Here is an 18898-nt window from a genome sequence, read left to right as displayed (position 1 = left end):
TGCACAAATTGCAATCAGCGGCGTATCGCAACCCTTGCCGCCAGCCACGAGACAAACATCAGCGCAAAATCCACCGGGAGCCAGGCCCGCACGGCATCGGCATCCGCCATCCCGAAGGGGGAATGATAAAGCGAGAGCCCAGAAAGGTCATCCGGCAATGATACGATAAGGATCGCGGTGACGTTGTTCCACAGATGCACCGCGATGGCCGGGCCCAATGATCCAGATCGCGCGGTCAGATCGGCCATCAACATGCCAAAAATCCCTGCCCAGAGGGCGATGAACATCGCATTTTCCCCGGCAGATTCAGGCAGGTAATGCCCCGCCGCGAACAACAGCGATGGCAATACCATCCAGACCACAGGCGAGCGGAACCGCGCCGCCAATTGTTGTTGGATGTAACCGCGAAACACCAGTTCTTCGGCACTGACCTGCACCAACACCCCCAATAGCGAGAAGGGCAGCAAGACCATCCATTGACCAAACGGCACATTGTCCGAGAGCGTCCCGCCCATGTCCCACGGTGGCAGGACCACCAGCAAAACGCCCAGCGCGATCATCGCAAGACTGACGGCACGAAAATCGGTCAGCGCCAATTTCAGAGGGCCAAGCAAGGTCATCATGGACCGGCTGTGCAGCAATCTGACGGAAATTCCGACCGCCATCGCCATAAAGCCAAAGCTGAAGAGCAGCAGCAACATCGCCCGCGGTGTGGTGCCGTCCGAAAGCTCATTGTAGAGGGCATAGGCCCCGTCGCCCGCAAGCCCATACACCAGCTGAAAAAACATCTGGTTCAGCGCAACATAGCCAACCACGGCCAGCGTCAGCCCCGCCAGAAGCCGCCAAAGCGCTGGTTTCTTCCGTGCAGGTGCGATGAAGATTTCATGCAGGGCGTAGGCTGAATTTGGGCTCATTCCGCAGGCTTATCAGTTGTCTCGATGCTTTCTTCAAGCTGCATCATACGTTGCGGCATCTGCACGCGGGCCTCACGTAGGATATCGGCCAGTTCGGTCAAATGGCCCGCCACGGTTTCCAGCAATTTGAGCAGCACGGTGCGGTCACTTTCCACCACAGCGCGGAACTGTTCGGCACCGATCCGCAGGAATTGCACCGGCTCCACCGCATCAAGATCCAGCTGGCGCGGTTCATTCTGGATGATCGACAAATCCCCGATCAGGCGCCCCGGCTCTACATAAGAAATGTGATGCGCGACGCCATTGCCGTCGGTCCAGCTCATTTCAGCCGTGCCGGACAAACACAGATAGGCAGCATCGGGGCGCTCGCCCTGACTAAAGATGCGCTCGCCCGGTTCGGCGCTGTACCATTGCGCGGCAAAGGCCAGCAGACGCCGGTTGCGCGGGCTGAGACTGCCGAACAATTCGTTGCGTGAGATGATCCTGAGCTTGCGACGCAGGTCATCGCTGACGTTGGGGTCTTCTTCGTCTTGGCCAGCCCCATCAAGGCGTCCATCGCGGATTTCCATAAAGACGTCGAACTCTTCAGGATTGGGGAAACTGTCCTGAATAAAAATCAGCGTCGCATTGGGCAATAGGTCGTGCAAACGGTTGCGGATCTGGGCGTGGTTGGCTTGTTCCTGACCGCCCATTGTCTGGTTGAACACCATTACATCGGGACGCTTGATTGCCGCCCGCCCAAAGGCTGCGCGTTCCTGAAAGGCGGCTGGTAGGTTGGCACCGCCGATGGCCGTCGGCACATCAAAAAGGTTCACCGAAACTTGCCGTTTCAGATCATGCTTTATCAGAATTTCAGTAACAATCTCCTGTACCCTATCGGCCTGCAATCCCGCCATCGAAGAGAACCGGCCATAGATCAGGTTTTCCAGAATGGTCAGGCGGGGCAAATAATTTTCGGGCGCAATCGGCACGAACATGCCCTTGGCCTGCTCGCGCAGGAACGGACCATTGGTTTTGCGGATGGTCAGGATTTCCTCTTTGAAGCTTTCGGGGAAAGACGGGCCGATCTGTTCTGCGGTCAAGGCAAAAGGAACCGTCAACAGCAGCGCAAATTCTTCACCGTTCAGGGCGTTGTCCCCTTTGTCGCGGCGGCGGTTTGCGATGTCGACCAATTGCTCGTAAAGGTCTTCTTCGATGCCCAAAGCCGTGAAAAGCGGGTGATCGGTGCCATCCATGCCAAAAGTCTGGTGCAGCGTTTCGACCAAGGTCTGCGAGATCGCGATGCCCTGTTCGGCCAGTCCCTGTTCTACAAACATCGACAAGAACGATTTTTCCGCGACAAGGCTTTGCTGACTGATGTCGCGCACCGGCGCGGCAAAGATCAGGTTGCCGCCCAGTGGCACTGCCGGATTGAACTTTTCAGGGTCAAACCGGTGAACGGCCTTATCCAGCCCTTCGTCTTTGAGGCGCTTTGCGACCTCTTCGCGCAGCTCGACAATGCGGCGGGCCAGTTCGGGATATTTGTCCGGATCCATGCGCGAGTTGAGCATGCGGTGGAAAATCAGATCAGCGGTGCCAAGTGCCTCGGTAATTTCCAGCCAGAATTGGTTGATGTCATCGGCTGATCCCAGATCGGCCAGCTCCGGATCCAGCCAATCGGCCGCTGTGCTGTCCGGACTGTTGCCGGAGCGTCGCGCCTCAATCCCGCGCCGATCCTTGTGCGCCGGATCCCAAAGCACCGTCTTTGGGCTGGTTCGCAGGGGCATCAACAGGTTGTCCCCGATATTGCCCTTGAAAATGTAAGGTTGCGCGTGGGCGTATCCGATGCGGGCGGCGACAATCGCCTGATGCAATCCGCTCAGGTCATGCCCGGCCATCGTGACCTTGCCCCGCGCGGGGATCACCTCGCGGGTCAGCACCTCCGACAGGGCCGTTCGCTCGGCCTGGCTTTCCATCTGAATGGCCACCTGACTGCCCGGTGGCAGTTTCAGAGAAATATCCTGAAGGATCATGTTGCCATCTGTGTTGCGCACCGAGACATTGCGCAATTCGATCTCGCCGCGCAGATGCGGAATCTGACTCGGTGCGCCCTCAAACAGCGCCTCATCAATAACGCCGGAGGGATCGAAACGTTCTGTCACGATATCCCAGCGCAGAGACATATCCTGCGTCTGGTTGTAATACGTCAGCAGTTCCTTCCAAGGGCTCGACAAGTCTTTGTAGGCGGCCAGCGCGGCAACCAACGCCCCGACCGTGATCTGCCCCTTGATGGCCAGATAACCACCCACAGCGTAAAAGAAAAAGGGCGTCAGTTGGGTGATGAAGTTATTGAGAAACTTCATAAAGAACTTCTTTTGATAGATGCGAAACCGCACATCAAAAAGCCGGCCCAAACGGTCCGTGAAATGGGCCAGCCGGAAACGCCAGCCGCCATTGGTGCGCAGATCGGTGATCCCTGCCGCTGTCTCGCCAATCTCGGCGGCAAACTGGCGCACTTCACCAATACGTTCTTTGTTCAACAGGTTGATCTGCCGCTGCAACACCGGGATCAGCCACGCCTGCAAGGGGATCAATGCAATACCGGCCAGCCCGAACCATATCGATTGCATAAACAGAAACGTCACGATGATCAGCATCTGACCGGCCTGAAATACCGGCTGCGCGACCGCATCCCCCATCAAGCCGCCCATCGGCTCGGCCTCGGATGTGACCATGCTGACCAGCTCACCTTGACTGGTGTTCTGGAAATAACTGCGCGGAAACCGCATCATCCGGCTGACCAGTTGAAACCGGAAACGCCGCAAAAGCCGTTCAGCCAGAATGCCTTTCATCGTGTTGAGCCGCATTTTCAGCAGCCCATGCACAAGAACGGAGCCGAGGTAGGCAAAACACAGGCCCAGCAGGAATTGCACCTGCGTCATTTCGACGTCGAACACTGTAATCACGCTGCCGGTGGCGCCGATGGCATCGTTGATGATGCGTTTGGGCAGTTCCAGCGTGGCGTAGAGGAAAGGGAACGTGAAAACCGTAAAGGCCAATAAGAACAATTGCTCGCGGCGGGAATACTTCCAGATAAAGGAAAATAGGCTGGGTTCCATGCACCGCTCTTTCACTGGGCCTTTTGGGGCGTGGACATGCCCATTGTTGTGGTTTTGTAAATTTAAGGCCGCTTGGTGTGTATTACAACATAGCCGCTTGGCCTTGCAGCAGCGCGGTTGCACGACTAGACCAAGGACAAACCAGTATTTCAGGCCTATCTTCGGGAGCTTCGCCATGTCCACCAACCAACGTTTTGACAAATCCAAATTGCCCAGCCGCCATGTGACCGAAGGCCCGGCCCGTGCACCGCACCGGTCCTACTATTACGCGATGGGCATGACAGATGTGGAAATTCACCAGCCTCTGGTTGGCGTGGCCACCTGCTGGAACGAAGCGGCGCCTTGTAACATCGCGCTGAACCGTCAGGCACAGGCCGTGAAAGTTGGTGTGAAACAAGAACAGGGCTCGCCGCGCGAATTCACCACCATCACTGTCACCGACGGTATCGCGATGGGCCATGAGGGCATGCGGTCTTCGTTGGCCTCGCGTGAGGCAATTGCCGATACTGTGGAACTGACCATGCGCGGCCATTGCTACGATGCACTGGTGGGTCTTGCCGGTTGCGACAAATCCCTGCCCGGTATGATGATGGCAATGATCCGCCTGAACGTGCCTTCGGTGTTTATGTATGGCGGTTCAATCCTGCCGGGCAAAGCGCCAGAGGGCGCGGATGTGCCTGCCGCTTTTGCGGATCGTGACCTGACTGTACAAGACATGTTTGAGGCCGTTGGCAACTGGCAGGGCGGCACCATGACCGAGGCGGAGCTGGAGATCCTTGAACGGGTCGCTTGCCCGTCTGCCGGAGCTTGCGGCGGCCAGTTCACGGCCAACACCATGGCTTGTGTGTCTGAGGCGATTGGCCTTGCGTTGCCGAACTCCTCCGGTGCGCCTGCGCCTTACAAATCCCGCGACGAATATGCCGTGGCCTCTGGCGCGGCAGTGATGAACCTGATTGAGAAAAACATCCGCGCCCGCGACATCTGTACTCGTGAGGCGTTTGAAAACGCAGCGCGGATCGTGGCCTGCACGGGCGGTTCTACCAACGCAGGTCTGCACTTGCCCGCCATGGCGCACGAAGCCGGAATCGAGTTTTTCCTTGATGATGTTTGCGAGATTTTCCGCGACACGCCGCATTTTGTCGATATGAAGCCGGGCGGCGCATACGTTGCCAAAGACCTGTTCGAAGCGGGCGGCGTCCCGGTGGTGATGAAAGAACTGCGCAAAGCGGGCTTGATCCATGCCGACTGCATGACCGCCACAGGCTATTCGATGGGTGAAGAGCTGGACAAGATTGAGCGTGAGGCAGACGGCAAAGTAATCCACGCCGTTGAAAACCCAATCAGCACCACAGGCGGCGTTGTTGGCCTGAAGGGCAACTTGGCCCCCGAAGGCGCGATTGTGAAAATCGCTGGCATGTCCGATGAAGACATCGTGTTCTCTGGCCCTGCGCTGGTGTTCGAATGCGAACAGGACGCTTTCGAGGCAGTGCAGAACCGCACCTATTCCGAAGGCGACGTGTTTGTGATCCGCAACGAAGGGCCACGCGGCGGCCCCGGCATGCGCGAGATGTTGGCAACCACTGCGGCCCTATCCGGCCAAGGGATGGGCAAAAAGGTCGCCCTGATCACTGACGGTCGTTTTTCCGGCGCGACTCGCGGCTTCTGTGTGGGGCACGTTGGCCCGGAGGCAGCACTGGGCGGTCCAATCGGCCTGCTGAAAAACGGCGACATGATCACGCTCAACGCGGTTGAAGGGTCGATCACCGTTGATCTGACCGACGAAGAGTTGGCCAGCCGCCGGGCAGAATGGTCCGGCCCGCGTCCGACAAACTATGCTTCCGGTGCACTTTGGAAATACGCCCAACTTGTTGGCCCAACCTACCTTGGCGCGGTCACACATCCTGGCGCAGCGGCTGAAACACATGATTACATGGACCTGTAAAGGCCCAGCCGCAGCCATTGTTGCCCTGTCCTTTCTCGCCGGTTGCGAGGAGGGGCAGGGCGCTGCTTTTCTGGACGGTCTGAACCTGCCAGCTGCCACGACAGGGCCAACAACTGCACCTGTGACCGAGGCACAGATGATGGGCAAAGGCTTCACCCTTGTGGCCCCCAAGGGGTATTGCATTGACCCAAAGAACTTGACCGCACGATTTGCGATCATGGCCCGATGTGATGTTCTGGGGCAATCCAACACATCGCGCGGTGCGCCTTTGGGCATCATCACCGCCAGCATCTCACCAGCCAAGCCCGGCATCACCGTTCCCACCCCAGATCAAAGCGCCCGCGCCATGGGGCTAAGCGATGTTCACAATAGAACCCAGCACAGCAAAAGCGTGGTATTCCGCGCCACCGGCACGGCCCCAACGCAGGATGTGGCGGATCAGCAATGGCGGGGTACCGCCCTGATTGGCGGATATTTGATCGGCCTGGCAGTCTATGGTCCCAAGAACGGGGCGGCGGTATCCGGCGAGGGCGGGGCGCTTTTGTCCGCCTTGATCACGGGAACTCGGGCGCGAAACGCGAAATAATTGTTTCCAAAATGGAAACGGGCACCGAAACAACATCAGATTGTCGCCAATTCATTTGAATGAAACCATTCGGCTGGATACACTGCGCAAAAATGCAGGGCGCTTACAGGTATGTCCAAACTCGGCTTCAACTTTCTGGAAGGAAAGGTTTTCTCGCGCAACATTTTGCGATGGGCGCGCGCAGCGCGGCGTGCGCGGCAGACGGACCTGTCCCAACTGCGGCGGCAACGCAACAAGGCGCGGCTGCTCAAGACGCATCTTGACCGGCTGATCCACATCGCGGACGACCGGCTGGCGCTGCCGATGATCGGCTCAACCAACTTTTTCAAGCCACACAACGCCGATTGGGCGTGGCGGCCCGAATTGTGGCGCGGCCCGCTGCCGACACCGGGGTATTCGGCGATTGCCAACAAATCCATGTTGGGCCGCGAGGTGACGCTGTTCCATGATTGTGAGTTTTCTGAACTGACCCTCCGCCAGTTGCGAAATCTGCGCGAAGAAGACCTCGCGCCTTACGGCCTGCGTCTTGATGTTTTTCAGTTCGACGGATCGTTCCTGTCGCTGGTGATCGACCTGCCGGATGACGGTGTAATCGGCCTCAAACGAACCCATTTGTTGCGCATGGACGCGATTGTGGAAATGGAAAAACCGCTGGAAATCTTTACCCGGCTCAACATCCGCCATGGTCCCAATACCGAACAGATTGTGCGCGAACTGCCCCTGAACGAAGAGAACATCCGCATTGAGTTTGATCTGGCCTATTCCAACATCAACGAAAAACGGGTGGAGCGGGCTTGGGTCGATCTCATCTTTGAGGGGCCGCAAATGAACCAGGTGGTGCTGCGCGATTTGACTTTCTCGCGCCGTCCCCGCGCTCAGCTTTGAGGACCAATATGTTGAAATTGACCAAAACCAAGATGCGGCAAGGGGTCTGGCAAGGGATCATTACCGGTGCGGGCGACACCCAGCCGCAGATTGTTGTGACCCATCAGGATGTCGAGGTGCAGGACGTCGTCCTGTCCCATGACGCCAAGGCCGATCACTGGATGTTGTCCATTCCCGTCCCCAAGGAAATGATCGCGGACGGTGTTCACACATTGCTGATCCGGGACGCCACCCATGATCGGAAACTGGGTCACATGACCCTTGTCGCAGGCGAGGTTCTGTCCGACGATATCCTTGCTGAAATGGATCTGCTGCGCGCGGAACTGGACATGCTCAAAAGCGCCTTCCGCCGCCATTGCGTCGAGACAGCCTAGGGCGGCATTCCAACGCCGCTTTAGGGCCAAGATCCAAATAAGTTTGAAAAAATGCCATTCCTGATTGTACTATTCGCAGCATGGCCCGCGCTTTGACGTCAAAGCCGCGCCGCTGAATTTGTAACTGCCAATGAGGCGCCGCCATCCGCTGGTCCGTCAAGAAAAACAGTCAAAGCGTTGTGCGTGAAGGGCTTCCTGCCCTTTACCCGCGCTTGTGGCGGTTTGCCCTGATGCTCAGCGGGAGCCGGGCGGCGGCAGATGATCTGGCGCAGAAGGCCTGCACGCGAGCGCTGGAAAACGCGGGCAAGTTTGAGGCAGGCACGCATCTGGACAGGTGGATGTTCACCCTCACCCGCCGCATCTGGCTGAATGAGCTGCGCAGTGAGGCCGTGCGCCGGGGCAATGGGCTGGTGCCCGTGGAAGAGGTCGAACTCGCCGCCAATTCTGCCAGCAGCGAAGCGAATATTTTTACAGGTGAAGTGTTTAACGCCATAAGGAACCTGCCAGAAAGCCAGCGCGAGACGGTCCTGCTCGTCTATGTAGAAGGCTATGCGTATAAAGATGCGGCACAGATGTTGGAGATCCCGATTGGCACAGTGATGAGCCGTCTGGCCGCCGCCCGCAAATCCATCGCGCAGAAGTTTCCGGATGAAAGAGCCTGAGATGAGCGAGAACAGAACATCATTTTCAGACGAGGAACTGACCGCCTTTTTGGATGGCGAGTTGGACAAACAGGAGGCCGCGCAGATCAAGGCAGCGGCCAAATCTGATGGAGCGGTTGCGGCCCGACTGGATGCGCTTGCCGTGCCGATGAAACTTCTCAAACTGTCGATGAACCCGGCCGTTCTGGATGCGCCCGCGTTGCCTGCGCATCTGGCGGGCGCTGCCCCTTCGCCATCGCGCGGCATTTGGGTGGCATCGGCAATAGCGGCGTCGTTTGTGATTGGTGTTGCTGTGACCAACTTTATGCGCCCTGCCCCCAACACGGGCTGGATCGCCACCATTGCCTCTTATCAGGCGCTTTATGTCACTGAGACATTAGATGGCGCCACACAGCCGTCCGCAGAAACGGCGCAGGTTCTGGCCCGTGCGCAAGATACCTTTGGTGTGGATTTGTCTGAGGCGCTGTCGGTTGCAGGGTTGGATTTCAAACGCGCACAGATGTTGGGGTTGAATGGATCACCCTTGTTGCAGGTGGCATATCTGGCGGAGGATGGCACCCCAATGGCGCTCTGCCTGAAATCGGTGAGCGGACCGGATCGCGGACCAAAAACAACTGTTATGTTCGACATGGCCGGGGTCAGCTGGGTGGAAAACGGGATCGGCTTTCTGTTGATCGGCGGCGGTGATACGGCCAAGACAGAAGCGTTGTCGTCGGGGCTGGCTGCCGTGCTTTGACAACAAAAAAGCCCGCCAAGAAGGCGGGCTTTGAGGGTTTCTTTGGATCAGCTTAGTTTTTTGGTCCCAGTGCCGACAGACCTTTGAGAATGTCGATGGCATAGGCCAGCTGGTAGTCCTCTTCGCGCAGTTCGGCGGCTTTTTCCGCTTTGGCGCGATCTTCTTCGATCTGTTTGATCTGGTCTTCGGTCAGGCTGTCGTTGTTCAGACTGCCGCGCAGGTCCGCTTCTGACCGGCGCTTGCGGGCTGGTGTATCTGCCTCATCCTCTTCGGGTTTAGCCGAAGGTTGCGCCACGACGATGTCAGGTGACACGCCCAGCGCTTGAATGGACCGGCCCGAGGGGGTGTAATACCGCGCCGTGGTCAGACGCATCGCGCCATTGCCGCGCAGTGGCATGACTGTCTGAACCGAGCCTTTGCCGAAACTTTTGGTGCCAATCACAATCGCGCGGCGATGGTCCTGCAAGGCACCCGCGACGATCTCGGAGGCCGAAGCCGAACCACCGTTGATCAATACCACAATCGGCTTGCCCATCGACAAATCACCCGGCGTCGCATTGACCCGGTCGCCGTCTTCCAACGTGCGACCACGGGTGCTGACGATTTCGCCCTCTTCGAGGAAGGCGTCACTGACGGCAATCGCCTGGTTCAGCAGACCGCCCGGATTGTTGCGCAGATCCAGCACAATGCCGTTGATCGCGTCGATACCGCCCGCGGCCTCAATCTGGGCCTCAAGCCCCTCTTTCATCTTGGGGTAGGTCTGTTCGTTGAAGGTGGTCAGGCGCAGCACCGCGGTGTTGCCCTCAGTGCGGGCGCGTACGGCGGTCAGTTGGATCGTGTCGCGGATGATTGAAACGTCAAAGGGTTCCTGTTCCCCTTCGCGCACTACGGTGATCACGATCTCGGACCCGACCGGCCCGCGCATCATCTCGACCGCATCATCCAACACCAGACCCAACAGGCTTTCACCGTTTACATGGGTGATAAAATCGCCCGCTTCGATGCCCGCCTCAAAGGCAGGTGTGCCATCCATGGGCGAGACCACTTTGACAAAGCCGTCCTCTTGTGTGACCTCGATGCCCAGCCCGCCAAATTCGCCGCGAGTCTGTTCACGCATCTTGGCCGCGTCTTTGGGGGACAGATAGCTGGAATGCGGATCTAGCGAGGTCAGCATTCCGTTGATCGCCGCTTCAATCAGCTCACTGCTGTCCACGTCCTCGACATATTGGGCGCGAATGCGTTCGAAAATGTCACCAAACAGATCCAGCTGCTCATAGACGTTTTCGGTCTTGGCGCTTTCCTGCGCCAGCAGAGGCGCGGCGATCTGGGTGGTTGCAATCACACCCGCCACTGTGCCGCCAAGGGCTGCCATCACAAACTTCTTCATTCTTATCCATCCTTGTCGGTTCGGAACCAATCGCTGGGGTCCTGTGGAATGTTGTCTTGTCTTACTTCTATATAGAGCGTTTCTGAACGGTCAGTGCCAGTGCCTTCACGAAGGGGTGAGGATGCCGTGCCTTGCGCCGTCTGACCACCCCCCATCAGCCCGATTGGCGTTGCCGCTGCGATCACCTCGCCGGTTTTGGCATAAACCACGTCCAAACCTGCCAAAACGAACAACACATCGGCTTGCGGTTCAAGAATCACAACATTGCCCAGATCAAGCAGCGGACCGGTATAGCGCACGGTGGCGGCTGTGGGCGTTGTCACAATCGCCTGTGGGCGCGTGGCCAGAATGATACCTGGGCGTTTGACCCCTGCGGCGTCCACATCACCGGCGCCGTGCAGGACAAGTCCTTGCACCGGCAGGGGCAGATCACCCGCAACGCCGTCCAGTTTTGCCGGGGCGGGAGCGACCTCGTCGGTGACGATCTCTGACAGGCCGCTGGCAAATCCGTCCAGCGTTTCTGTTGAGGCAATCAAAATCGCCGTGCGCACCGGATCTTCGGTAAAGCGCAGCGGCAGGTCTGTGCGGTTCGCCATCGCCTCGTTCAACGCGGTGCGGGCGGCTTGGACTTCGGTCAGTCCGTCCTGCAACCGTTTTGCGGCATCGGTTTGCAGCGCCTGCAGGGTTTGCACATCCTCCAGATCGCGGCGCAATCCGTCCGCACGGCGGTTCAACGCCGGCGTAAGTTCGGCCAGCAACATGCCCGCCCGCGCCGTTCCCGTTGGCCCGCTGGGGTGCAGCAGGGTCACGGGCGAAGGATTGCCGCTGATGCTTTGCAATGCTCCTAGAAGCTGGGCCACCTCGCCATCACGGGCGCTCAGCTTTGCCGACAGCTCTGCCTCTTTGATCGCCACACGGCGCAGCCCTTCGCGCATCGCGCCAAGGCCGGTTTCAAATGCCTGTATCGTTTCGGTCAGCGCCTTGACCCGGTCGCGAGCGCCATCAGCATCGTCAAGCAGGCCTGATGCCTCTTCCAAGGCGGCAGAGGCCGCCCGCGCCTGATCTGCCGCATCGGTTTGCGCCAGACCGGCCATGGGCCAGAGCATCAGTGAAAGGAGTGCCGCGCGGATCATGAGATCAGGCATGCCCCTGTCATTTCCTCGGGCTGTTTCAGCCCCATCAGGTGCAACAATGTTGGCGCCAGATCGGCCAATCGCCCCTCTGCAAGCTGCGCCCCGTCTGGCCCGCCGATCAGGGCCACAGGAACCGGGTTGAGCGTATGGGCCGTGTGCGCACCGCCGGTTTCAGGATCAATCATCATCTCGCAATTGCCGTGATCCGCCGTCAACACCATCGCGCCGCCCGCCTTTTCCAGCGCTGCGCAGACCCGCTCCAACCCGGCATCCACCGCTTCGCAAGCCGCGATTGCCGCGTCCAGATCGCCGGTATGGCCCACCATATCGGGATTGGCATAGTTCACGACGATCAGGTCATAGCCATCTTCAATCGCACCCACAAAACGGTCGGTGACCTCTGCCGAAGACATCTGAGGCATCAGATCATAGGTCGCCACATCCGGCGATTTTGGCATGAACCGATCCTCACCTGTTGATGGCGTTTCTTCGCCGCCGTTCAGAAAGAACGTGACATGGGGGTATTTTTCGGTCTCGGCCAAGCGAAACTGGCGCAGGCCATGGCTGGCGACCCAAGCGCCCAAAGTGTTGACGATTTCGGGCTTGGGATAGACCGTTGTCATATAGGTTGTGTGTTGGTCCGAATAGGCCGCCATGCCCATCAAACCCGCCCAATCGGGGCGTTGGCCCGCATCAAACCCATCAAATGCCGGATCTCCCAGTGCTGCCATAATCTCGCGCGCGCGGTCGGCGCGGAAGTTGAGGCAGAAGAACCCGTCGCCGTCTTGCGCACCCTGATATCCGCCGATCACTGTGGCTTGCACAAATTCGTCATTCTCATCCCGCGCATAAGCGGCATCGACTGCGCTTTGCGCATCATCAGCCGCCAATCCCTGTCCACGGGCAATGGCCTCAAACGCTTTTTCAACGCGGCCCCAGCGATTGTCGCGGTCCATGGCAAAATAGCGGCCCGTGACCGTCACGACATTGACCGCGCTCGGCAACGCCGCCTCAAGCGTTTGAAAAAACCCCTTGGCAGAACGCGGCGCGACATCGCGGCCATCGGTCAAGGCGTGGATCACAACAGGCACACCTGCATCATCCAGCGCTTTGGCCGCCGCGATCATATGCGTCAGATGGCCATGCACCCCGCCATCGGACACCAAGCCCATCAAATGTGCTGTGCCGCCGCTGGCCTTCATCGCGGCGCTAAAATCCACAAGCCGTTGGTTCTGTTCAAAGGTGCCTTCCTCGATGGCCAGATCGATCTGGCCCAGATCCATCGCCACCACCCGGCCCGCACCGATGTTGGTGTGGCCCACTTCGGAATTGCCCATCTGCCCACGCGGCAGGCCCACATCCGGCCCATGGGTGATCAGCGTTGCGTTGGGGCAATCGCGCATGATCCGGTCGACCGTGGGCGTTTTGGCCAAAAACGGCGCATTGCCGTCTTTCACATCGCTGAGCCCCCATCCATCGAGGATGCACAATACCACGGGTTTTGGGGTGTTCATGCTGGGACTGCTCCAATTGCGCCTTGTTTTGTGGCCTTTTACCCCCTGCACGCGTCGGGGTGAACCATTTTCATGCACACAATGCCAGATGCGCGGATTTCCTGCGCCGCCGCATCCATCCCGAGGCTTTTTGCCGCTGCCGGTTTGCGTGATAGCAGGTCTTGTTCTGACGCCCGGCATTGGGCATAAGTGATCAGCATTCAGCCCTGAGCCAAGGACCGCAAAACATGAGCCAGCAAGCGCCCGAAACCCGGATCGTGAACACCTACCGCGTTGCCTGTGATGGCGGCGAAGGGGGGCTTGGCCATCCGCGTGTCTGGCTGCAAATCCCGCGCGAGACCGGATATGTCGAATGCGGCTATTGCGATTGCAAATACGTGCATAGCGATTTTGAAGGCAAAGTCTGAGCCAACTGGCAGACGCACGCTTGCGGCGCGGGCGCTGCGGCGTATTCTAAACATGACCAGACAGCGGTGGCGCTTGCCCTAGGGCAGCGCCCGGTGCGTCACGTCACACATAAACCTGCGAGAGGAAGCCATTCATGTCCGGCACATTTGGCAAAGGCCACCACCTGCATCTGATTGACGGCTCTGCCTTTATCTTTCGCGCCTATCACGCCCTGCCGCCATTGACGCGCAAATCTGACGGCTTGCCGATCGGGGCGGTTGCGGGATTTTGCAACATGCTGCACCGCTATGTGGAGGGGAACACCGGCCCCGATGCGCCGACCCATGCCGCCGTGATCTTTGACAAAGGCAGCCATACCTTTCGCAACGACATGTATGATCTCTACAAGGCCAACCGCGAGGCGATGCCAGAGGATCTGCGCCCGCAGATGCCGCTGACCCGGACTGCGACCGAAGCCTTCAACATTGCCTTCAAAGAAAAAGAAGGTTTTGAGGCGGACGACATCATTGCCACCCTCGCCGTGCAGGCCCGTGCGGCGGGTGGGCGTTGCACCATCATCAGCTCTGACAAGGATTTGATGCAGCTTGTCGGCGGCGGCGTTGAAATGCTGGACGCCATGAAGAACAAAACCATCGACCGCGATGGCGTGTTCGAGAAATTTGGCGTGTATCCCGAAAGCGTTGTTGATGTGCAGGCTTTGGCGGGCGATTCGGTCGATAATGTGCCTGGCGCCCCGGGGATCGGGATCAAAACTGCCGCCCTGCTGATCAACGAGTATGGCGATCTTGAAACCCTGCTTGCCCGCGCCGAAGAGATCAAACAGCCCAAGCGCCGCCAGACCTTGACTGATCATGCCGAACAGATCCGCCTGTCCCGGCGGTTGGTGTTGCTGGACGAAAACACGCCTCTGGACTTCACCTTGGATGATCTCGAAGTGCGCGACCCTGACGCGGATACATTGCTTGGGTTCCTTGCCGAGATGGAGTTCCGCACCTTGTCCAAGCGGGTGGCCGAGGTTCTGGGCCGCGAAGCGCCGGTGATTGCCGAAACCTCACCTACTTTACCCGATGCGCCGCAAGCCGATGACGTGCCGTTTGATGCCGAGAAATATGAGCACGTTGCCGATACGGATGCGCTGCAAAAGTGGATCGATGCGATCTATGAGGTTGGCTATGTCGCAGTGGATACCGAAACCACCGGCCTGAATGAGATGACCGCCGATCTGGTCGGGATCTCGCTGTCAACGGAGCCGGGCAAGGCCTGTTACATCCCGCTGATTCACAAGGCGCATGGCGGTGATGATCTGTTTGGATCTGATGAACTGGCCGAGGGCCAGATGCCGGTTGAACAGGCATTGCAGATGTTGACCCCGATGTTGGAGGATCAGAGCATCCTCAAGATCGGGCAGAACATGAAATATGACGCCAAGATCTTTGCCCAGATCGGCATCACCGTTGCGCCCTTTGATGACACGATGCTGATGTCTTACGCACAGCACGCGGGCCTGCACAATCATGGGATGGACACCCTGTCAGAGCGGTATCTGAGCCATACGCCGATCCCGATCAAACCGCTGCTTGGCTCCGGCAAATCCGCCATCACCTTTGACAAGGTTCCATTGGAAGAGGCGGTCAAATATGCCGCCGAGGATGCTGATATCACCCTGCGTCTTTGGCAATTGCTGAAACCGCAACTCCACCGCGCTGAAGTAACGAAGGTCTATGAAACACTCGAACGCCCCTTGGTGCCGGTTCTGGCCGCGATGGAGCGGTCCGGGATCAAGGTGGATCGTGACACGCTGAGCCGGATGTCCAATGCCTTTGCCCAGAAAATGGCAGGGCTGGAAGACGAGATTTACGAGATTGTCGGCCGCAAGTTCAACGTTGGCTCCCCCGCGCAGCTTGGCGAGATCCTGTTTGATGAAATGGGCATCGAGGGTGGCAAGAAGGGCAAGAACGGCAAATATTCGACTGGCGTTGATGTTCTCGAAGATCTCGCCACCGAGCATGATTTGCCCGCGCGTGTTCTGGATTGGCGGCAGCTAAGCAAGTTGAAGTCCACCTATACCGATGCGCTGCAAACCCACATCAATCCGGATACGGGCCGCGTGCACACCTCCTACTCCATCGCGGGGGCATCCACCGGGCGTTTGGCCTCGACCGATCCGAACCTGCAAAACATCCCGATCCGCACCGAGGAAGGCCGCCGCATCCGCGAGGCCTTTGTCGCCGAAGAAGGCAAAACGTTGGTCGCACTGGATTATTCCCAGATCGAGCTGCGTATTCTGGCCCATATCGCGGATATTCCCGCCCTAAAGGAAGCCTTTGCCCGAGGCGATGACATTCACGCGATGACCGCGTCCGAGATGTTTGATGTGCCGATGGACGAAATGACGCCAGACGTGCGCCGCCGTGCCAAGGCGATCAACTTTGGTGTGATCTATGGCATTTCCGGCTTTGGTCTTGCCCGCAATCTGCGCATTCCACGTTCCGAGGCGCAGGGGTTCATCGACCGCTATTTCGAACGCTTCCCCGGCATTCGCACCTATATGGATGACACCAAGGCCTTTGCCAAAGAACACGGCTACGTCCAAACCCTGTTTGGTCGCAAGATCCACACGCCCAACATCGGTGCCAAGGGTCCGCATGCCGGTTTTGCCGCCCGCGCCGCGATCAACGCGCCGATCCAAGGCACCGCCGCCGATGTGATCCGCCGTGCGATGATCCGGATGCCAGATGCCATCGCTAATCTGCCTGCAACGATGCTGTTACAGGTGCATGATGAACTGCTGTTTGAGGTGGAGAAAGGGGCCGAGGACACCCTGATCGCCGCCGCCCGCGAGGTGATGGAGAACGCCAATGATCCGGTTGTGAAACTGGATGTGAAGCTGACCGTGGATGCGGGAACAGGCGCGAACTGGGCCGAGGCGCATTAGGGAAGCGCTGCCCGCTTGAATCCGGGCCTGCCGCCATGGCCTCACCCGCCAAATTCCGCTAACCCATAGGCATGACTCCGATCCTTTATTCCTTTCGCCGTTGCCCCTATGCCATGCGGGCGCGTCTGGCCTTGTCCGCCAGCGGTATCGCCACGGAATTGCGCGAGATTGTTTTGCGGGACAAGGCGCCTGCCTTTCTTGATGCGTCACCCAGCGGGACAGTGCCTTGCCTTGTCACCGAAGCGGGCGTGATTGATGAAAGCCTCGACATCATGATCTGGGCGCTTACCCGCCATGATCCCGAAGGATGGCTCAATATGCCCGAGGCGGGTCACGATTGGATCGCACGGGCGGACGGGCCGTTCAAACATGCGCTGGACCGCACCAAATACGCGACCCGCTATCCTGATGAAGATCCCTCAGCACATCGCGATCAGGCAGCCAGGTTTTTAGCGGAACTGGATGCCGCGATTGATCCGTGGATCTTCGACAGACCTACGCTGGCTGACTACGCGATATTGCCCTTTGTTCGGCAGTTCGCCTTCATCGACAAGGCATGGTTTGACGCGCAACCCTGGCCGAACCTTCACGCGTGGCTGGAACGTTTTCTGACGTCAGACCGTTTTGCCGCGATCATGGATAAATATCCCAAATGGAGCGATGGCGACGCGCCCACCTATTTCCCTTAACCTTGCGGCTTCTTCACCAATGCCGCGACCAAACGCCGGGTTATCGGCGCCACGATCAACACTGCGGGAAAGGCCACCAGCCAGCTTGTCCCCCACGCGCCCATCCATGATGGCATAAACACATCCGAAAAACCTATTGCCCGATAGGTCGCGATGCCGGACACCATCAGGGACATCAATCCCGACAGAATAAAACCAAACAGAACCGGGGCAAAACGGGCGGGGATCATAGGGCAGTCATCCAATCCAAAGTTTCTTCGGTGCGCGTGCCTGAATGGTATTCACCGCTGATCCAACCGGCGTAGCCAGCCGCCCGCAACGCCTGAAAAAGCGATGCAAAATCGACCAAGCCCGTGCCCGGCCCACTGCGTTCTGGCGCATCGCCAATCTGCACATGGGCAATCAGATCACGGTAAGTCTCAAACACCTGAACCGCGTCACCATGGATCATCTGAGCATGAAAGCTGTCGTATTGCAGTGCGACATTGGGACGCTCGACTGCGGCTAGGATGTCGGCCGCAAGTCCGTAGTCATTCAGAAAGTAACCCGGCATCGACACCGGGTTCAGCGGCTCAAGCGTCAGGGTGATCCCGGCAGGCGCCGCATCAGCAGCCCAGCTCAGATTATTTATCAAGGCGGATCTTGCTGCCGCCCCTTCACCCTCGCCGGTCATGACGTGAATATATGACGCGCCCAGCAGGTCGGCGCAGTCAAAGGCGGTTTGAATATCGCCGCGAAATGCCGCCGCGCCACCCACCTCCGCCGCAAATCCACGTGGCTCTGACAGTGGCGAAGGCGCATTGAGCAAGATCAGCTCTAACCCGTGTTCTGCCAATGCCGCTTTAGTGATGGCAGTGTCCGGCCCATAGGGAAACAGAACCTCCACCGCCTTGAACCCCGCAGCAGCGGCAGCGGCAAATCGGTCTTGATAGGGCAATTCCGGCCACAAAAGGCTGAGGTTCGCGGCAGGTTTCATGGGCGCTTAAGACCCGTCCGGCAATTCATCTGACGGAATAATTCCAAAGTACTCCCCGCCCGACCATAGGCCAAACCAACCGTCATGATGTGCGCCGATATCGACCAACCGGTAAAAGCTTTTGCGATCAATCAGCGCCTCCAGATTGCGGCGAATCAAAACATAGGGTGACGGCTCTCCCGTTTCGGGGTCGCGCACCACGCGGATCGGATGATCCGGCCCTGCCAATGCCTCGTCCTGCAAATTGGTGACAAACCGAAGCAACTGATCGGTTCCGGAACCTTCGGCCTCAAAATCCACAGCAACAAACGGCGCGTCTTCAACAGTGATCCCGACCTTTTCCACTGGAGTAACGAGAAAATAATCGTCGCCCTCCCGCCAGAGAATCGTTGAAAACAATTTGACCAATTCGGGCCGGCCAATCGGGGTGCCTTGGTAAAACCACGTCCCGTCGCGCCGGATGTGCATGTCTAGATCCCCGCAGAATGGGGGGTTCCATTTCTCAAGCGGCGGCAATCCGCGTGTTTTGGCGGCTTTTGCAGAGGCAAGGATGCCTTCTGCGGAGGGGGTAACGGTTTTTTGTCCGCTCATTGCTTTTGCCATTTCCTGTCAGAGAGATACACTTACACTAACCGATATAAACCAGAGAGAGAATTTGT

General features: G+C 58.4%; 17 protein-coding genes. 9 read left to right on the top strand and 8 right to left on the bottom strand.

Annotated elements, in window-relative coordinates; genetic code table 11:
- Positions 1-14 precede the first annotated feature (14 nt).
- Positions 15-914, bottom strand: coding sequence for a CPBP family intramembrane glutamic endopeptidase (locus C8N31_RS10040; RefSeq protein ID WP_025049357.1), 900 nt, complete (start codon positions 912-914; stop codon positions 15-17).
- On the bottom strand, positions 911-4012 hold the full coding sequence (locus tag C8N31_RS10035; protein WP_025049356.1) for an ABC transporter transmembrane domain-containing protein: 3102 nt from the start codon (positions 4010-4012) through the stop codon (positions 911-913). The genes C8N31_RS10040 and C8N31_RS10035 overlap by 4 nt, the downstream gene beginning before the upstream one ends.
- A gap of 175 nt (positions 4013-4187) precedes the next feature.
- On the opposite strand from C8N31_RS10035, the gene ilvD reads away from it, so the two are divergent.
- The 6 genes from ilvD to C8N31_RS10005 all read left to right on the top strand — a co-directional run bounded on the left by ilvD (position 4188) and on the right by C8N31_RS10005 (position 9197).
- Complete coding sequence (ilvD, locus tag C8N31_RS10030) at positions 4188-5954, top strand: dihydroxy-acid dehydratase (RefSeq protein WP_025049355.1); 1767 nt, start codon at positions 4188-4190, stop codon at positions 5952-5954.
- The gene (locus tag C8N31_RS10025; protein ID WP_025049354.1) at positions 5935-6540 is read left to right on the top strand and encodes a hypothetical protein; all 606 of its coding nucleotides are present in this window, start codon (positions 5935-5937) and stop codon (positions 6538-6540) included. Before ilvD ends, C8N31_RS10025 begins: the two co-directional genes overlap by 20 nt.
- A 111-nt stretch (positions 6541-6651) precedes the next feature.
- Positions 6652-7425, top strand: a complete 774-nt coding sequence (locus tag C8N31_RS10020) for a DUF6478 family protein (RefSeq protein ID WP_025049353.1) — start codon at positions 6652-6654, stop codon at positions 7423-7425.
- Positions 7426-7433: 8 nt separating this feature from the next.
- Positions 7434-7799 carry a hypothetical protein gene (locus C8N31_RS10015; RefSeq protein ID WP_025049352.1) on the top strand — a complete coding sequence of 122 codons (366 nt, stop codon included), beginning with the start codon at positions 7434-7436 and terminating at the stop codon, positions 7797-7799.
- Between the two features lie 179 nt (positions 7800-7978).
- Positions 7979-8461, top strand: a complete 483-nt coding sequence (locus C8N31_RS10010) for an RNA polymerase sigma factor (protein ID WP_037918826.1) — start codon at positions 7979-7981, stop codon at positions 8459-8461.
- Between the two features lies 1 nt (position 8462).
- On the top strand, positions 8463-9197 hold the full coding sequence (locus tag C8N31_RS10005; RefSeq protein WP_051544647.1) for an anti-sigma factor family protein: 735 nt from the start codon (positions 8463-8465) through the stop codon (positions 9195-9197).
- A 52-nt stretch (positions 9198-9249) separates the two neighbouring features.
- On the opposite strand, the gene C8N31_RS10000 is transcribed toward C8N31_RS10005, so the two are convergent.
- The 3 genes from C8N31_RS10000 to gpmI are packed head-to-tail and all read right to left on the bottom strand — an operon-like array spanning position 9250 to position 13231.
- Entirely contained in the window at positions 9250-10584 is a 1335-nt protein-coding gene (locus C8N31_RS10000; RefSeq protein ID WP_025049349.1) for a S41 family peptidase, read from the bottom strand.
- A gap of 2 nt (positions 10585-10586) precedes the next feature.
- Positions 10587-11729 carry a murein hydrolase activator EnvC family protein gene (locus C8N31_RS09995; RefSeq protein WP_420834954.1) on the bottom strand — a complete coding sequence of 381 codons (1143 nt, stop codon included), beginning with the start codon at positions 11727-11729 and terminating at the stop codon, positions 10587-10589.
- Positions 11714-13231, bottom strand: a complete 1518-nt coding sequence (gpmI, locus tag C8N31_RS09990) for a 2,3-bisphosphoglycerate-independent phosphoglycerate mutase (RefSeq protein WP_025049347.1) — start codon at positions 13229-13231, stop codon at positions 11714-11716. The genes C8N31_RS09995 and gpmI overlap by 16 nt, the downstream gene beginning before the upstream one ends.
- A gap of 227 nt (positions 13232-13458) precedes the next feature.
- Between gpmI and C8N31_RS09985 the strand changes: the two genes are divergently transcribed.
- The 3 genes from C8N31_RS09985 to C8N31_RS09975 all read left to right on the top strand — a co-directional run bounded on the left by C8N31_RS09985 (position 13459) and on the right by C8N31_RS09975 (position 17263).
- Positions 13459-13638: a zinc-finger domain-containing protein gene (locus C8N31_RS09985; RefSeq protein WP_025049346.1), complete on the top strand. Its 180-nt coding sequence runs from the start codon at positions 13459-13461 to the stop codon at positions 13636-13638.
- Positions 13639-13772: 134 nt separating this feature from the next.
- Positions 13773-16574, top strand: coding sequence for a DNA polymerase I (gene polA / locus C8N31_RS09980; RefSeq protein ID WP_025049345.1), 2802 nt, complete (start codon positions 13773-13775; stop codon positions 16572-16574).
- Positions 16575-16645: 71 nt separating this feature from the next.
- The gene (locus C8N31_RS09975) at positions 16646-17263 is read left to right on the top strand and encodes a glutathione S-transferase (RefSeq protein WP_025049344.1); all 618 of its coding nucleotides are present in this window, start codon (positions 16646-16648) and stop codon (positions 17261-17263) included.
- Here the strand turns inward: C8N31_RS09975 and C8N31_RS09970 are convergent.
- From C8N31_RS09970 to C8N31_RS09960, 3 genes are read right to left on the bottom strand one after another with little or no spacing between them, the layout of a single operon-like run.
- Positions 17260-17493 (bottom strand): DUF2798 domain-containing protein, encoded by a 234-nt coding sequence (locus tag C8N31_RS09970; RefSeq protein WP_025049343.1) that lies wholly within the window; start codon positions 17491-17493, stop codon positions 17260-17262. The two genes, C8N31_RS09975 and C8N31_RS09970, sit on opposite strands and share 4 nt — an antisense overlap.
- The gene (locus tag C8N31_RS09965) at positions 17490-18239 is read right to left on the bottom strand and encodes a hydroxypyruvate isomerase family protein (protein ID WP_025049342.1); all 750 of its coding nucleotides are present in this window, start codon (positions 18237-18239) and stop codon (positions 17490-17492) included. The genes C8N31_RS09970 and C8N31_RS09965 overlap by 4 nt, the downstream gene beginning before the upstream one ends.
- Positions 18240-18245: 6 nt before the next feature.
- Positions 18246-18830, bottom strand: a complete 585-nt coding sequence (locus C8N31_RS09960) for a DUF1285 domain-containing protein (protein ID WP_025049341.1) — start codon at positions 18828-18830, stop codon at positions 18246-18248.
- Positions 18831-18898 lie beyond the last annotated feature (68 nt).

Origin of the sequence: Sulfitobacter mediterraneus, assembly GCF_003054325.1 — a bacterium.
In the GTDB taxonomy this organism is placed as follows: Bacteria; Pseudomonadota; Alphaproteobacteria; order Rhodobacterales; family Rhodobacteraceae; genus Sulfitobacter; species Sulfitobacter mediterraneus.
The sequence above is the reverse complement of the archived record's forward strand: the minus strand, read 5'-3'. Positions and strand labels throughout refer to the sequence as shown.

Excerpts from the sequence above, each read along its gene's own strand:
- C8N31_RS10040 (WP_025049357.1), bottom strand. The coding sequence starts at position 914 with ATGAGCCCAAATTCAGCCTACGCCCTGCATGAAATCTTCATCGCACCT.
- C8N31_RS10035 (WP_025049356.1), bottom strand. The coding sequence starts at position 4,012 with ATGGAACCCAGCCTATTTTCCTTTATCTGGAAGTATTCCCGCCGCGAG.
- ilvD (WP_025049355.1), top strand. The coding sequence starts at position 4,188 with ATGTCCACCAACCAACGTTTTGACAAATCCAAATTGCCCAGCCGCCAT.
- C8N31_RS10025 (WP_025049354.1), top strand. The coding sequence starts at position 5,935 with ATGATTACATGGACCTGTAAAGGCCCAGCCGCAGCCATTGTTGCCCTG.
- C8N31_RS10020 (WP_025049353.1), top strand. The coding sequence starts at position 6,652 with ATGTCCAAACTCGGCTTCAACTTTCTGGAAGGAAAGGTTTTCTCGCGC.
- C8N31_RS10015 (WP_025049352.1), top strand. The coding sequence starts at position 7,434 with ATGTTGAAATTGACCAAAACCAAGATGCGGCAAGGGGTCTGGCAAGGG.
- C8N31_RS10005 (WP_051544647.1), top strand. The coding sequence starts at position 8,463 with ATGAGCGAGAACAGAACATCATTTTCAGACGAGGAACTGACCGCCTTT.
- C8N31_RS10000 (WP_025049349.1), bottom strand. The coding sequence starts at position 10,584 with ATGAAGAAGTTTGTGATGGCAGCCCTTGGCGGCACAGTGGCGGGTGTG.
- C8N31_RS09995 (WP_420834954.1), bottom strand. The coding sequence starts at position 11,729 with ATGCCTGATCTCATGATCCGCGCGGCACTCCTTTCACTGATGCTCTGG.
- gpmI (WP_025049347.1), bottom strand. The coding sequence starts at position 13,231 with ATGAACACCCCAAAACCCGTGGTATTGTGCATCCTCGATGGATGGGGG.
- C8N31_RS09985 (WP_025049346.1), top strand. The coding sequence starts at position 13,459 with ATGAGCCAGCAAGCGCCCGAAACCCGGATCGTGAACACCTACCGCGTT.
- polA (WP_025049345.1), top strand. The coding sequence starts at position 13,773 with ATGTCCGGCACATTTGGCAAAGGCCACCACCTGCATCTGATTGACGGC.
- C8N31_RS09975 (WP_025049344.1), top strand. The coding sequence starts at position 16,646 with ATGACTCCGATCCTTTATTCCTTTCGCCGTTGCCCCTATGCCATGCGG.
- C8N31_RS09970 (WP_025049343.1), bottom strand. The coding sequence starts at position 17,493 with ATGATCCCCGCCCGTTTTGCCCCGGTTCTGTTTGGTTTTATTCTGTCG.
- C8N31_RS09965 (WP_025049342.1), bottom strand. The coding sequence starts at position 18,239 with ATGAAACCTGCCGCGAACCTCAGCCTTTTGTGGCCGGAATTGCCCTAT.
- C8N31_RS09960 (WP_025049341.1), bottom strand. The coding sequence starts at position 18,830 with ATGAGCGGACAAAAAACCGTTACCCCCTCCGCAGAAGGCATCCTTGCC.